This is a genomic window from Telluria sp. RT2P19 (assembly GCF_059685725.1).
In genome coordinates, this window is the sequence record NZ_JCASIL010000004.1 from 366,325 (window position 1) to 380,721 (window position 14,397).

Genomic DNA, 14,397 nt, shown 5'->3' on the forward strand with positions numbered 1-14,397 from the left:
CTTATTCGGTTCGGGTGGCGGTGGCGGGCGCGCTGGCCACCTGGACCGGCGCCGCGGCCGGCGCAGGTGCCGCGGCCGGCGGCGCCGTTTTGACGGTGACGGGACGGGCGCCGTTCTTTGGCTCGGGCGGCGGCGCCGGGCGCTTGCCGAGCAGGGCGTAGTCGAGCACCTTGCGCGCGATCGGCGCCGCCACGACGCCGCCGAAGCCGGCGTTCTCGACCACCATCGCCAGCGCGATGCGCGGCTGTTCGACCGGCGCGAAGGCGGTGAACAGCGCGTTGTCGCGATGCCGTTCGTCGATCGCGTTGGCATCGTACTTCTTGCCGCGCAGGCCGATCACCTGCGCGGTGCCGGTCTTGCCGGCCGACGTATACGTGGCGCTGGAGAAGGCGCGCTGCCCGGTGCCTTCGCGCATCACGCCGGCCATCGCATCCTTGATGAAGTTCAGGTGCTCCTGCTTCATCGCCAGGCGCCGGGTTTCCGTGGGCACGGTCAGGGTGCGCTCGCGGGTGACGCCATCCTCGACCATCTTGACCAGGTGCGGCTTCATCACCACGCCGTCATTGGCCAGGATCGCGGTCGCATGCGCCAGTTGCAGCATGGTGTAGTGGTTGAAGCCCTGGCCGATCGAGATCGAGATGGTGTCGCCGCCCACCCACTTCTGGGCCGCGCGGTTGCGCTTGAAGCGCTCGGCCTTCCATTCCTTGGACGGCAGCACGCCGACCTTTTCATGATCGAGGTCGATTCCGGTCGGCTGGCCGAAGCCGAATTCGCGCATGAACTTCGAGATGTTATCGATGCCCATCTCGTTGCCGAGCTGGTAGTAATAGGTGTCGCAGGAGTGGGCGATCGAGTGGTACATGTTGACGATGCCGTGGCCGCCCGGCTTGTCGTCGTTGAAGCGGTGCCCGCCCAGCATGAAGAAGCCAGGGTCGCGGATCGCATCCTGCGGACGACGATAGCCCATCTCGAGCGCCGCCAGCGACATGAAGGGCTTGAAGGTCGAGCCGGGCGGATAGGTGCCCGACAGCGGCCGGTTCATCAGCGGGCGATCAAGCGAGGTATTGAGTTCATTCCAGCTCTGGGTGTCGATGCCGTCGACGAACAGATTGGGGTCGAAGCCGGGGCGCGAGACATAGGCCAGCACGTCGCCGGTCGACGGCTCGATCGCCACCAGCGCGCCGCGATGGTCGCCGAAGGCTTCCTCGGCCACCTTTTGCAGCTCGATGTCGATCGACAGGATCAGGTTGCTGCCCGGGACCGGCGCCGTACGCTTGAGCGTGCGGATCGCGCGGCCGCCGGCCGAGCGCTCGACCTGCTCGTAGCCGGTCACGCCGTGCAGCTGGCGCTCGTAGCGCTTCTCGACGCCTTCCTTGCCGATATGGTCCGTGCCGTTATAGTTGGCGGCATCGTCGCTCTCTTCGAGCGCGGCGGATTCCTTGGCGTTGATGCGGCCGATGTAGCCGATCACGTGCGAGGCCACCTCGCCCATCGGATACTGGCGGAACAGGCGCGCCTGCACTTCGACACCGGGGAATCGGAAACGCTGGGCGGTGAAGCGCGCCACCTCGTCGTCGGTCAAGCGGGTGCGCAGCGGGATGCTGGCGAAGCTGCGCGACTCTTCGCGCAGACGCTTGAAACGGCGCCGGTCGCGCGCGTCGATCTCGACCAGTTTGGCCAGCTCGTCGATCACCGATTCCATGTTGGCCTGCAGCTTGGAAGGCGTGATCTCGAGCGTGTAGGCGGAATAGTTGCGCGCCAGGACCACGCCGTTGCGGTCGACGATCAGGCCTCGGTTGGGCACGATCGGCACCAGCGCGATGCGGTTGTCCTCGGCCTGGGCCGCGTACTGGTCATGGTGCAGCACCTGCAGCCAGACCACGCGCGCGACCAGGAGGCCGAAGCAGATGAAGACGAGGCCCACCAGCGCAGTGAGGCGCATGCGGAACTGGTGGATCTCGCGGTCGCTGTCCTTGAATTCGGTCATTCTGGCTCGAACCTGTCAGATCGGGCGGGTGTGGTCGCGGTCGACGGCGCGGCGCTGCGGCGCCAGCAGAAGCCAGGTGATCACCGGCCACATGGCCACCGCCACCACGCTCTCGACGAACTGCAACAGGCCAGGAAAGCGGCCGGACACCACGAAATGAACCACCAGCTGGATGGCCTGGGCCAGCAGCAGCAGCGGGAACACATGCATGGCCTGGGTCATCACCGGGAACCACAGCACGCGGCGATGGATCATGATGGCCAGGTAGGACAGCAGCGTGTACGACAACGCGTTCTCGCCCAGCAGGCTGGCGTCGTGCACGTCCATTAACAGGCCCATGCAGAAGGCGACGCCGATGCCGACCTTTCGCGGCTGGTGGATGCCCCAGAACACCAGCACCAGCGCGACGAAGTCGGGGGCGCCGACCCAACGCCCCCAGGGCATCAGGTTGAGCATGAAGGCGCACACCAGGCTGAAGGCGATGAACAGCGGGCTGACGGGCAGCAGGATGTAATGCGGACGGCTACCGGGCATGGCGGCTTACTCCGTTCGGGCGGCCGGCGCGGGGGCGGTCGCGGTCGTTGCGGGTGGCGTGGTCGATGGCGCGGCGACGCGCGGCGCCACCTGGGCTGGCTGCATGGCTGGCGCGGCGGCTGGCTGGCTGGACGGCGCGGGCGCGCCAGCCGCCGGCAGCGGCGTCGCCGGCAGCGGCGGTTGCGGCACCGGGGCCATGTCCGGCATCTTGCGCCGGCCGGCTTCGGGCGACGGTTCCGGCGCCGGGCGTGGCGGCAATCCGTTGTGCGACATGATGACCAGCACCTGGCGGTTGCGGTCGATGCCGGCCAGCGGCTGGCCGACCACGCGGCCGAACGAACCGGTGGCCTTCTCGACCTGGGTCACGCGCGCCACCGCCAGGCCGGCCGGGTACATTCCGTCCAGGCCCGAGGTCACCAGCACGTCGCCGACCTGGATGTCGGCATCCTGGGCCACGAAGCGCAGGTCGAGCAGGCCGGTATTGCCCCGGCCATAGACGATGCTGCGCAAGCCGCTGCGCAGCACCTGCACCGGGATCGCCTGGTCCTTGTCGGTCAGGAGCGTGACTTCGGAGGTGAACGGGAACACGCGCGTGACCTGGCCGACCACGCCGGCATGGTCGATCACCGGCAGGCCGAGGGTCACGTCGTCGCGCGAACCGCGGTTGATCACGATGCGGCGCGTGGACGGGTCGCGCGCGTCGTACAGGATCTCGGCCATCTGCGACTGCACCGGCAGCTGCTCCTTGCCGGCCATCAGGCGCCGCAGGTGGGCATTCTCGGCCATCTGGAACTGGGCTTGCTGCAGCAACTGGGCACGTACCAGCTCCTGGCGCTTGAGGGCTTGCACTTCCTTCTGCAGCGTCGACAGCGACGAGAAGTAGTTGCCCATATTGGCCAGCGCCTCGCGTGGCATCAGGGCCGCCATCTGCATCGGATAGAGCACCGTGGCTGCCACCTGGCGCACCCCGGACAGTAATCCCATGCGGGCGTCGACGAACAGCAGCACGATGGCGATCAGCGCGCAGACCATCGCCTTGACTCGTGCAGGGGCGCCCTGTTTGAACAGCGGCGGGGGACTGTATTCCATGACGTCCGTTGGTGATAACGCGGGCGGTCAATACCAAGACGGGCAGTTGCGCGCGGCTTGTGACCGCACGCCCTGCCCGCCCCGGTTGACCGCGCGCGTCTTATTCGTACGAGAAAATCGAGCCAAGTTTATCCATGCGCTCGAGAGCCATGCCCGAGCCGCGCACCACGCAGGTCAGCGGGTCTTCGGCTGCCAGAACCGGCAGGCCGGTTTCTTCCATCAGCAAACGATCGAGGTCGCGCAGCAGCGCGCCGCCGCCGGTCAGCATCATGCCTTTTTCGGCGATGTCGGCGCCCAGTTCCGGCGGCGCCTGTTCCAGCGCGTTCTTCACGGCCGACACGATCTGGTTCAACGGATCGGTGAGCGCTTCCAGGATCTCGTTGCTCGAGATGGTGAACGAACGCGGGATGCCTTCCGACAGGTTGCGGCCCTTGACTTCCATTTCCTTGACTTCGGAACCCGGGAAGGCCGAGCCGATGGCTTTCTTGATCGCTTCGGCGGTCTGTTCGCCGATCAGCATGCCGTAGTTGCGGCGGATGTAGTTGACGATGGCTTCGTCAAACTTGTCGCCGCCCACGCGCACCGAGCCTTTATAGACCATGCCGCCCAGCGAGATGATGCCCACTTCGGTGGTGCCGCCGCCGATGTCGACCACCATCGAGCCGGTCGCTTCCGAGACCGGCAGGCCGGCGCCGATCGCGGCCGCCATCGGCTCTTCGATCAGGTACACCTGCGAGGCGCCGGCGCCGAGCGCCGATTCGCGGATCGCGCGGCGCTCGACCTGGGTCGAGCCGCACGGCACGCAGATGATGATGCGCGGCGACGGACGGAAGAATTTCGAGTCGTGCACCATGCGGATGAACTGCTTGAGCATCTGCTCGGTGACGGTGAAGTCGGCGATCACGCCATCCTTCATCGGGCGGATCGCTTCGATATTGCCGGGCACTTTGCCCAGCATCTGCTTGGCTTCCTTGCCGACTGCCTGGATGGTCTTCTTGCCGTTCGGGCCACCTTCCTGGCGGATCGCGACCACCGACGGCTCATCCAGGACGATGCCCAGGCCGCGGACGTAGATCAGCGTATTGGCGGTGCCGAGGTCGATCGCCAGGTCATTCGAGAAGTAGCTGCGTAAAAAACCAAACATGGGTGTCCTGATGCGCATCAATGTGCGCCTAAACATTGATCGGGGATTCTGTGCCGCGCCTGCCGACCGAGGGCATCGCGGGCTTCGTGTACGCCGGTGCCAGGCTTTCGGCACGACAACGCATTAGCCCGCCATTCTACCTTATAATTTGTCGTTTACACGCTGAATACAGGTGGTTTTGACCACCGAATTGCAAGCGATTTGGACGGTGTTTGAATGGTTTTATCGCCATTAAGCGGCCGTTCACTGACAACTTGCCAACATTCATTACTCGTCGAATCATTTTTTGCGTAGCCCTGGCCGCGCCCTACTGCCATGTCCCTGACCCTTTCCGACGTAAAACGCATTGCCAACCTGGCCCAGCTCGACATGGACGAGGCCCATGCCGAAACCGCGCTGGCGGAGCTGAACGGTATCTTCGCGCTGGCCGAGCAGATGCAGGCGGTCGACACCACTGGCGTGGCGCCGCTGGCCCAGCCGCTGTCGGCCATCCTGGCCCTGCCCCTGCGCCTGCGCGACGACGCGGTCACCGAAGAGAACCGCCGCGACGATTACCAGGCGCCGGCGCCGAAGGCGCAGGATGGCCTGTACCTGGTGCCGAAGGTCATCGAGTAACCCGCCCGCCGTTTTCACGAATCGCTCAAGAATCGAACCGCACATGCATAACAAGACCATCAAGGAGCTGTCCACGCTCCTGCACTCGAAACAGGTGTCCGCGACCGAACTGGCGCGCCACTACCTCGGCCGCATCGACGCGAGCGGGCATAACGCCTTCCTGCACGTGGACCACGAACTGACGCTGGCCCAGGCCGCGCAAGCCGACGCCCGCTTCGCACAGGGCACGGCCGGCCCGCTGACCGGCGTGCCGATCGCGCACAAGGACATTTTCGTCACCCGCGGCTGGCGCACCACGGCTGGCTCGAAGATGCTGGACGGTTACGTCAGCCCGTTCGACGCGACCGTCGTCGACCGCTTCCAGGCGGCCGGCATGGTCACCCTGGGCAAGGTCAACCTCGATGAATTCGCGATGGGTTCGGCCAACGAGAACTCGGCCTACGGCGCGGTCAGGAATCCGTGGGACGCCAGCGCCGTGCCGGGCGGGTCGTCGGGCGGCTCGGCCGCCGCGATCGCCGCGCGCCTGGCGCCGGCCGCCACCGCGACCGACACTGGCGGCTCGATCCGTCAGCCGGCCGCCTTCTGCGGCGTCACCGGCATCAAGCCGACCTATGGCCGCGTGTCGCGCTTCGGCATGATCGCGTTTGCGTCCTCGCTGGACCAGGGCGGCCCGATCGCCCAGACCGCCGAGGATTGCGCGCTGCTGCTCAATGAAATGATCGGCTTCGACGAGCGCGATTCGACCAGCCTCACGGTCGAACAGGGCAATGTGCGCGAAGACTATACGCGTGACCTTGACAAGCCCTTGAACGGCCTGCGCATCGGCGTGCCTGCCGAGTATTTCGGCGAAGGTCTCGCAGCCGACGTCGAAGGCGCGGTGCGCGCGGCGCTCGAGCAGTTCGTGAAGCTGGGCGCCGTGCTGGTCGATATCTCGCTGCCGAAGACGGCGCTGTCGATCCCGACCTACTACATCATCGCGCCGGCCGAAGCCTCGTCGAACCTGTCGCGCTTCGACGGCGTGCGCTATGGCCACCGCGCGTCGGAGTACAAGGATTTGCAGGACATGTACCGCAAGACCCGCGCTGAAGGCTTTGGCGGCGAGGTCAAGCGCCGCATCCTGGTCGGCACCTATGTGCTGTGCCACGGCTACTACGACGCCTATTACGTGCAGGCGCAAAAGATCCGCCGCCTGATCGCGGACGACTTCCAGGCCGCGTTCGCCGACAAGTGCGACGTGATCATGGGACCGGTGGCGCCGACGGTGGCGTGGGACCTGGGTTCGAAGACCAATGACCCGGTGGCGAACTATCTGGCCGATATCTTCACCTTGTCGACCAGCCTGGCCGGCCTGCCCGGCATGTCGATCCCGTGCGGCTTCGGTGAGGGCGAAAAGAACGGCAAGCGCCCGGTCGGCCTGCAAATCATCGGCAACTACTTCGCCGAAGCGAAGCTGCTGAACATCGCGCACCAGTACCAGCAGGCGACCGACTGGCACAAGCGTACGCCCGAAGGCGTGTGATCCGCCGCTACCGAACAAAGAGAGAACACTATGCAATGGGAAGTCGTCATCGGTCTTGAGAACCACGTCCAGCTCACGACCCAATCGAAAATCTTCAGCGGCAGCTCGATCCGCTTCGGCGCCGAGCCGAACACGCAGGCGAGCCCGGTCGACCTGGCGCTGCCGGGCGTGCTGCCGGTGCTGAATCGCGGTGCGGTCGAGCGCGCAATCCGTTTCGGCCTGGCGGTCGGCGCGAAGATCGCGCCGCAGTCGGTCTTCGCGCGCAAGAACTACTTTTATCCTGACCTGCCGAAGGGTTACCAGATCAGCCAGTTCGAGGATCCGGTGGTCCAGGGCGGCACGATCAGCTTTGCCTTTGAAAAGGACGGCAAGCTGGAAACGAAGACCGTCAACCTGACCCGCGCCCACCTCGAGGAAGACGCGGGTAAATCGCTGCACGAAGACTATGCCGGCATGAGCGGCATCGACCTGAACCGCGCCGGCACGCCGCTGCTCGAGATCGTATCCGAGCCCGAGATGCGTAGCGCGAACGAAGCGGTCGCCTATGCCAAGGCCCTGCACTCGCTGGTGATGTGGCTGGGTGTCTGCGACGGCAATATGCAAGAGGGTTCGTTCCGCTGCGACGTCAATGTCTCGGTGCGTCCGGTGGGCCAGAAGGAATTCGGCACCCGCTGCGAGATCAAGAACCTGAACTCGTTCCGCTTTATGGAAGAAGCGATCCACTACGAGGTGCGGCGCCAGATCGAGCTGATCGAGGACGGCGGCAAGGTGATCCAGGCGACGCGCCTGTGGGACCCGGACCGCAAGGAGACGCGCTCGATGCGGACCAAGGAAGACGCGCAGGACTACCGCTACTTCCCGGACCCGGACCTGCCTCCCCTGGTGATCGGCCAGGACTGGATCGACCGCGTTCGCGACGAGATGCCCGAGCTGCCGGGCGCGATGCGCGCGCGTTTCATCGGCGACTACGGCCTGCCCGAGTACGACGCCCTGGTGTTGACGGCGTCGCAGGCAATGGCGAAATACTACGAAGCCGTGGTGGCGAAAGCCGGCAAGGAACACGCCAAGACCGCCGCCAACTGGATGATGGGCGACGTCTCGTCGACCCTGAACCGCGAAGGCGTCGACCTGGTCGACTCGCCCGTGAGCGCAGCCCAACTGGCCCTGCTCCTGAAGCGCATCGCCGACGGCACGATCTCGAACAAGGCCGCGAAAGAAGTCTTTGCCGCCATGTGGGAAGCGAAATCGGGCGATGAAGCGCTGGCCGACACGGTCATCGATCAAAAAGGCCTGAAACAGATCTCCGACACCGGCGCACTGGAAGCGATCGTCGACGAAGTCCTGGCCGCCAACGCCAAATCCGTCGAGCAATACCGCGCCGGTAAAGAAGCCGCCATCAACGCCCTGATCGGCCAGACGATGAAAGCCTCGAAAGGCAAGGCCAACCCGGCCCAGGTGACCGAACTGCTGAAACAAAAACTCGCCGGCTAATACTCCCTGGCCAAATTACAATGAGGGTCAGCGTAGAATTATTGAGCAATTTCTTAGAATTGCCAGTAATTCGACGCTGACCCTCATTGTTTTCACCCCCAAGAAATTACCCCGGCCGTGCACTCCGTCCCCACTTGTGGGACTCGGGTGAAAAATTGCTCAACAATGCTACTCTGACCCTAATTAATTAGTAGATGGAGAATTTCTTTGTGTCAACAATATATCAATGAAATCCTAAAGCAAGTGCAAGCTTCCTATATTTGATTTCAAGAAGAAATTGAAATGAATCTGTCGATCAAATAATCAAACAGGGTCGGAGTCGAATTGTTTGACAACATTAGACAATTGCTCAACAAATCTACTCTGACCCTAATTGATGGGCTATTGCTTTAGCGATTGATTTAGATGCCGTAGCGGGTGCGGTAGGCGGCGACGGCGTCTTTGTGCTGGGACAGGCGGGGGTCCTGGGTGTGGGTGTCGAGGTAGGTGAAGAGATCGGTCAGGTTGGCGATCGAGATCACCGGGATGTTGAATTCGCGCGACACTTCCTGGACTGCGGACAGTTCGGACAGGGCGTCGTCCTTGCCGGAGCGCTCCATGCGGTCCAGGGCGATCAGGACGGCGGACGGCTCGGCGCCGGCGGCGCGGATCATCGTGACCGATTCGCGCACCGAGGTGCCAGCGGAGATGACATCGTCGATGATCACGACTTTGCCCTGCAGCTTGGCGCCGACGATCATGCCGCCTTCGCCGTGGTCCTTCGCTTCCTTGCGGTTGTAGGCGAACGACGTGTCGCGGCCCTTCGCGGCCAGCGCCACGGCAGTCGCGCTGGCCAGGGTGATGCCTTTATAGGCGGGGCCGAACAGCATGTCGAATTCGACGCCCGAATCGAGCAGGGTCTGGGCGTAGAACTGGGACAGCTTGCCCAGCGTCGCACCGTCGTGGAACAGCCCTGCGTTGAAGAAGTACGGCGACAGGCGGCCGGCCTTGGTCGTGAATTCGCCGAACCTCAATACCTCGGCCTCGACCGAAAAACCGATGAATTGCTGGCGCAGATCGCTCATATAAATTCTCCCCTGAATGTCGAAAGCGGCTATTTTAATCCGTCGGCGTCGCGGCGGCGACTACCCGCGCCGCCTCATCCGGATTGACCGGCTTGACCAGGTGGCGCTCGAAGCCGGCTGCCTTGCTGCGCGCATGGTCGGCCGCCAGGCCGTAGCCGCTCAGCGCGACCAGGCGGCAGCCCTGCCCCGCCGGCAAAGCGCGGATGCGCGCGGCCAGCTGGTAGCCGTCCAGCACCGGCAGGCCGATGTCGAGCAGCGCGACGGTTGGCCGCAGGCGCTCGACCGCCGCCAGCGCGCTGACCGGGTCGTGGTACACCTCGACCGTGTGACCGTGCGCGCGCAGCAACCGGCCCAGCGTGTCGGCGCCGTCCGCATTGTCATCCACCAGCAGCACGCGCCCAGGTGCGGCGCCCGGCGCCATCGCCGGCAGCAGCTCCGCCGGCGCCTGCATCGAGACGGCGCTGCGCAGCGGCAGGCGCACCAGGAACTCGCTGCCCAGACCACGCCCCTCGCTACGCGCCTGGATGCTGCCACCGTGCAGTTCGACGATGTTCTTGACCAGCGCCAGCCCGATCCCCAAGCCGCCCTCGGCGCGGTCGATGCTGCGTTTACCCTGGAAGAACAGCTCGAACACCTGTTCGCGCAACTCGGGCGCCAGGCCAATACCGGTGTCGCGTACGCTGATCTCGACCGCATCCACGCCGTCACGGCGCACGCGCAGCCATAGCCGACCACCCGGCTCGGTATAGCGCGCCGCATTGGTCAGCAGGTTCGACACCACCTGCGCCAGGCGCACCGGATCGCCTTCCCACACGAGGCCCGGCTCGACTTCGACCTGCAACTGGTGGCGGCGCTGCTCGATCAGCAGGCTTGCCATCTCGACCGCCTTGCCCGTCACCCGCCCGAGCTCGACCCGTTCGGCCTTGAGCTCGATCTTGCCGCGCGTGACGCGCGATACGTCGAGCAGGTCGTCCACCAGCCGTACCAGGTGATCCACCTGGCGCTGGATGATCTCGCGCTCGCGGCCATGCACGTCGTCGCCGCGCATGCGCATCAACTGCAGGGCCGTGACGATCGGCGACAGGGGATTGCGCAGTTCGTGGCCCAGCATGGCCAGGAACTCGTCCTTGGCCTGGCTGGCTGCGCTCAGCTCGACCAGCAGCAGCTCGCGCTCGTGGTGCGCGCGCTCGATCGCCTGTCGGCTGCGCACGTGTTCCGTCACCTCGACCGCCACCACGATCACGCCTTCCGGACGGCCATTGGCGCCCGTCAAAGGCTCCAGGCTGAACTTGAAATGGCGCTCTTCGAGCTGGCCTTGCGGATCGACCCGGCCCAGGGTCAGTTCTTCGGCGTGATACGGCTCGCCGGTGGCGAACACGCGCGCGATCTTCTCCGTCACGCCGCTGCCGGACAGTCGCGGGAAGGCTTCTTCGAAGGTGCGGCCGACCAACTCACCGCAGTCGACCAGTTCGCGATAACGGCGATTGGCAAGGTGAAAGCGCAGCTCGGGGCCCATCAGCAGGGCCGCCGCCACCGGCGCGTTCAGCAGCATCGCGTCGCGCTGGGCCAGCGCCACGTCGCGCTGGTGGCGCTCGGTGGCGTCGCGCGTGAAGCAGCGGGTATAGCGCAGCTGGCCGTTCTCGAAATGGCCGTTGGAGTGGATCATGACGTGCTTGATCGAGCCGTCCTTGCAGCGCAGGCGCGCCGGCTGGTCGTACAGCGCGCCACCCGACAGCAGGGTGGTCAGGATGTAATCGATCGTGCTCGGGTCGTCGTGGAACTCGGCGATGTGGCGTCCGACGTATTCATGCCATTCGTAACCGAGCATGTGCAGCTCGGCGCGGTTGGCCCACAGGATGGTGCCGTCGGGGCCAACCCGGTGCAGACCTTCGACCGCATTTTCCACGAAGTCGGACAGCTCGGCTGTCGATGTGGCAGGCATGCCGACGCCGGAAGCGACGATGCCCGCGGCTAGCGGTTGGTCAATATTCATGGTCTCGGGGGGGGATGGCAATGTAAGGTCGGGAGGTGACATTACATGCGGTGCAGGGGAATACCTAGTGTAACAGATAGTTGCCCACTGACACGACCCCTACTACATATACGCAACATTCGGCGGGCATGACGAGGGGGCCAAAAACACGCTACACTGTGCCGCTTGTTGCCAGCTGTCCATTAAATCCGCTGTTCTCTCATCAGTTTCATCACCACCATGCCACGAATTATCTCCGCGAACCTGAACGGCATCCGTTCCGCTTACAAGAAAGGCTTCTTCGAGTGGCTCGCCACGCAAGATGCCGACTATATCTGCGTCCAGGAACTCAAGGCCCAGGAAGCCGACATGACCGAGGATTTCCTGCGCCCGCACGGCTACCACGGTCACTTCCACTACGCCGAGAAGAAGGGCTACTCGGGCACCGGCATCTACAGCCGCACCGCGCCGGACAAGCACCGCATCGGCTTCGGCTGCGTCGAATTCGACGCCGAGGGCCGCTACACACGCTGCGACTTCGGCGACCTGACCGTGATCTCGCTGTATGCGCCGTCGGGCTCCTCGTCGCCCGAGCGCCAGCTGGCCAAGTTCCGCTTCATGGAGGTGTTCCTGCCTCACCTGCAAGAGCTGCAGGCGGAGGGCCGCGAAGTCGTCATCTGCGGCGACTGGAATATCGCGCATAAAGAAATCGACCTCAAGAACTGGAAGGGAAACCTGAAGAACTCGGGCTTCCTGCCGGAAGAACGCGCCTGGATGACGCGCATCTTCGATGAACTGGGCATGGTGGACGTGCACCGCGGCCTCGATCCGCGCCCCGAGCAGTACACCTGGTGGAGCAATCGCGGCCAGGCCTACGCCAAGAACGTGGGCTGGCGCATCGACTACCATGTGGCCACCCCTGGCCTTGCCAAGTGCGCCAGGACCGTATCGGTCTACAAGGACGTCAAGTTCTCGGACCACGCACCGCTGATCATCGACTACGAACGCTGATCAGGGCCAGTCGAGGGCGAACTCGCTATTGAAGCTGCGCGGCTGGCCGGTGAGCGGATCGTCGAAGGCGATCGAACGCGCCAGCAACTGCAGCGGCGACGAGAAATCGTCGCCCTTGCACGGCAGCGCCACCGGATAGAAGGTGTCGTTCACGATCGGCGCGCCGAGCCGCGACAGGTGCAGCCGCAGCTGGTGCTTGCGCCCGGTGTGCGGGTGCAGGCGATAGCGGACCAGGTCGCCGCGCTGTTCGATCACTTCGATCAGGGTCTCCGAGTTCGGCTCGCCTTCCACTTCTTCGCTGACAAAGAACTGCTCCGCGTCCTGCATGCGGCTGCGGTAGGTAAACGGGAACGTGCGTCCCGGCATCCCTGGGGCAAGCGCCTCGTAGGTCTTGCGCACCACGCGCTTCTGGAACATCGACTGGTAGGCGCCGCGCGAGTCGGGATTGTGCGAAAAGATCACCACACCCGCCGTCTCGCGATCGAGCCGGTGGATCGGCACCAGGTGCGGCAGGTCGTGCGCACGCTTCAGGCGCACCAGCAGCGTCTCTTTTAAAAAACGCCCGGTCGGGATGGTCGGCAGGAAGTGCGGCTTGTCGGCCACCAGGATGTGCGCGTCCTGGAACAGCACGCGCTCGTGGAACGGGATCGGCGCCTCGGCCTGTTCCAGTTCGCGGTAATACCAGATGCGCATGCCCTGGCGCACATGGCTGTCGGCGGATAGCGGCTCACCCTTTGCGTCGACGATCTCGCCGCGCGCCAGGCGCGCGGCCCAGGCCTCGCGGCTCACGTCGGGAAACCGCTCGCACAGAAAGCGCAGCATGCCGCCGGCGCGGGTCTCGGTCAGCCACAGGTAGCTGGGCGAGACGCCGTCGCGGGTCGGCAGCGGCACGTAAGCGTTGGCCTCGGCCTGACGGCCCTTGACGACTATACGGCCCATCGCCGCCCCACTCGGTGCATCACTTCAGGGCGGCGCTCTGGTAAGCCGGCAGCTTGGCCACGCTGGTGTTCTTGGCGCGCGCGTACAGCGGCAGCAGCACGTTCATGTGCGCTTCCATGTCCTTGATGCGCGTCTCGCCGCCCGGGTGGGTCGAGAAGATCTCGAGGGGCGCGCTCTGGTTCAGGGCCGCCATCTTGCGCCACAGCGCGATACCCGCGCGCGGGTCGTAGCCGGCGCGCGACGAGATGTCCAGGCCGACCAGGTCGGCCTCGCGCTCTTCGTCGCGCGAGAATTTCAGTACCAGGAACTGGCCGGCATAGTTGGCGGCGGTGCCGGTGATATTGGGATCGACGCCGAAGATGCCCGACAGCAGCGCGCCGCCGACACGGGCGCCCAGCGCGGTCACATTGGTCTTGGCCAGGCGCTCGCGCCCGTGCTCGCGCAGCGCATGGGCGATCTCGTGACCCATCACGGCCGCCACTTCGTCGTCGTTCAGCTTCAGCTGGTCGATGATGCCGGTGTAGAAGCCGATGCGGCCGCCTGGCATGCAGAACGCGTTCACCTGATCGGACTTGAACAGGTTGACCTGCCATTCCCACTTGCTCGCGGCCGGATTCCAGCGCGTAGTCTGCGGGATGATGCGCTGGGCGATCACGCGCAGGCGCTTGAGCTGCGCATCGCCTTCCGGCGCCAGCACGCCCTTCTGCTTGGCCTCGCCCACCATCTCGGTGTACTGCTGGCGCGCAGCCTCGTTGACCTGCTCCTCGGGCGCCAGCACGCGCATGCGCGACAGCGGCTTGACCGCGATGCCGTCCTGGACCACATTACCGGCCTCCTGGGCCGTGGCCAGGCCGGTTGCGGCGAACAGGGACAGGCAAAGGGCAAGGCGTTTCAGTTTTATCATCTCGTCACCGACAGGCTGTTGTTAGCAGCGCTATCCTCTCAGGAATTATTCAAAATGGGCAACACGCCCGCGCGGTTTGCCGAGGATCATGGCGTGTTTGCCGTGTTTGCTCAAGCCGCCAACGCACA

The 14,397-nt window shown here is 64.8% G+C and carries 12 protein-coding genes; 4 read left to right on the forward strand and 8 right to left on the reverse strand.

What is annotated here, in order from left to right:
- Position 1: 1 nt before the first annotated feature.
- The 4 genes from mrdA to AC56KW_RS07965 form a co-directional block, all read right to left on the reverse strand.
- Positions 2–1,987: a penicillin-binding protein 2 gene (gene mrdA / locus AC56KW_RS07950; RefSeq protein WP_497170187.1), complete on the reverse strand. Its 1,986-nt coding sequence runs from the start codon at positions 1,985–1,987 to the stop codon at positions 2–4.
- A gap of 15 nt (positions 1,988–2,002) precedes the next feature.
- Positions 2,003–2,521 (reverse strand): rod shape-determining protein MreD, encoded by a 519-nt coding sequence (mreD, locus tag AC56KW_RS07955; protein WP_497170188.1) that lies wholly within the window; start codon positions 2,519–2,521, stop codon positions 2,003–2,005.
- 6 nt (positions 2,522–2,527) lie between these two features.
- Positions 2,528–3,610, reverse strand: a complete 1,083-nt coding sequence (gene mreC / locus AC56KW_RS07960) for a rod shape-determining protein MreC (RefSeq protein ID WP_497170189.1) — start codon at positions 3,608–3,610, stop codon at positions 2,528–2,530.
- A 100-nt stretch (positions 3,611–3,710) separates the two neighbouring features.
- Complete coding sequence (locus AC56KW_RS07965; RefSeq protein ID WP_005667820.1) at positions 3,711–4,754, reverse strand: rod shape-determining protein; 1,044 nt, start codon at positions 4,752–4,754, stop codon at positions 3,711–3,713.
- A 315-nt stretch (positions 4,755–5,069) separates the two neighbouring features.
- Between AC56KW_RS07965 and gatC the strand changes: the two genes are divergently transcribed.
- From gatC to gatB, 3 genes are read left to right on the forward strand one after another with little or no spacing between them, the layout of a single operon-like run.
- Positions 5,070–5,369, forward strand: a complete 300-nt coding sequence (gene gatC, locus AC56KW_RS07970; RefSeq protein ID WP_497170190.1) for an Asp-tRNA(Asn)/Glu-tRNA(Gln) amidotransferase subunit GatC — start codon at positions 5,070–5,072, stop codon at positions 5,367–5,369.
- 43 nt (positions 5,370–5,412) lie between these two features.
- Positions 5,413–6,888 carry an Asp-tRNA(Asn)/Glu-tRNA(Gln) amidotransferase subunit GatA gene (gene gatA / locus AC56KW_RS07975; protein ID WP_497170191.1) on the forward strand — a complete coding sequence of 492 codons (1,476 nt, stop codon included), beginning with the start codon at positions 5,413–5,415 and terminating at the stop codon, positions 6,886–6,888.
- 30 nt (positions 6,889–6,918) lie between these two features.
- Positions 6,919–8,379: an Asp-tRNA(Asn)/Glu-tRNA(Gln) amidotransferase subunit GatB gene (gene gatB / locus AC56KW_RS07980; RefSeq protein WP_497170192.1), complete on the forward strand. Its 1,461-nt coding sequence runs from the start codon at positions 6,919–6,921 to the stop codon at positions 8,377–8,379.
- A 401-nt stretch (positions 8,380–8,780) separates the two neighbouring features.
- Here gatB and pyrE read toward each other — a convergent pair whose 3' ends face one another.
- A complete protein-coding gene (gene pyrE, locus AC56KW_RS07985) occupies positions 8,781–9,443 on the reverse strand; it encodes an orotate phosphoribosyltransferase (RefSeq protein ID WP_497170193.1) in 663 nt (220 codons plus the stop codon).
- A gap of 34 nt (positions 9,444–9,477) precedes the next feature.
- A complete protein-coding gene (locus AC56KW_RS07990) occupies positions 9,478–11,436 on the reverse strand; it encodes a hybrid sensor histidine kinase/response regulator (RefSeq protein ID WP_497170194.1) in 1,959 nt (652 codons plus the stop codon).
- A 219-nt stretch (positions 11,437–11,655) separates the two neighbouring features.
- Here AC56KW_RS07990 and AC56KW_RS07995 point away from each other — a divergent pair, with 219 nt between their 5' ends.
- Positions 11,656–12,426, forward strand: coding sequence for an exodeoxyribonuclease III (locus tag AC56KW_RS07995; protein ID WP_497170195.1), 771 nt, complete (start codon positions 11,656–11,658; stop codon positions 12,424–12,426).
- Here the strand turns inward: AC56KW_RS07995 and AC56KW_RS08000 are convergent, their stop codons facing one another.
- Together AC56KW_RS08000 and AC56KW_RS08005 are read right to left on the reverse strand one after the other, a co-directional pair.
- Positions 12,427–13,365, reverse strand: coding sequence for a pseudouridine synthase (locus AC56KW_RS08000; protein ID WP_497170196.1), 939 nt, complete (start codon positions 13,363–13,365; stop codon positions 12,427–12,429).
- Between the two features lie 19 nt (positions 13,366–13,384).
- Positions 13,385–14,269 (reverse strand): M48 family metallopeptidase, encoded by an 885-nt coding sequence (locus tag AC56KW_RS08005; RefSeq protein ID WP_497170197.1) that lies wholly within the window; start codon positions 14,267–14,269, stop codon positions 13,385–13,387.
- Between the last annotated feature and the right edge of the window lie 128 nt (positions 14,270–14,397).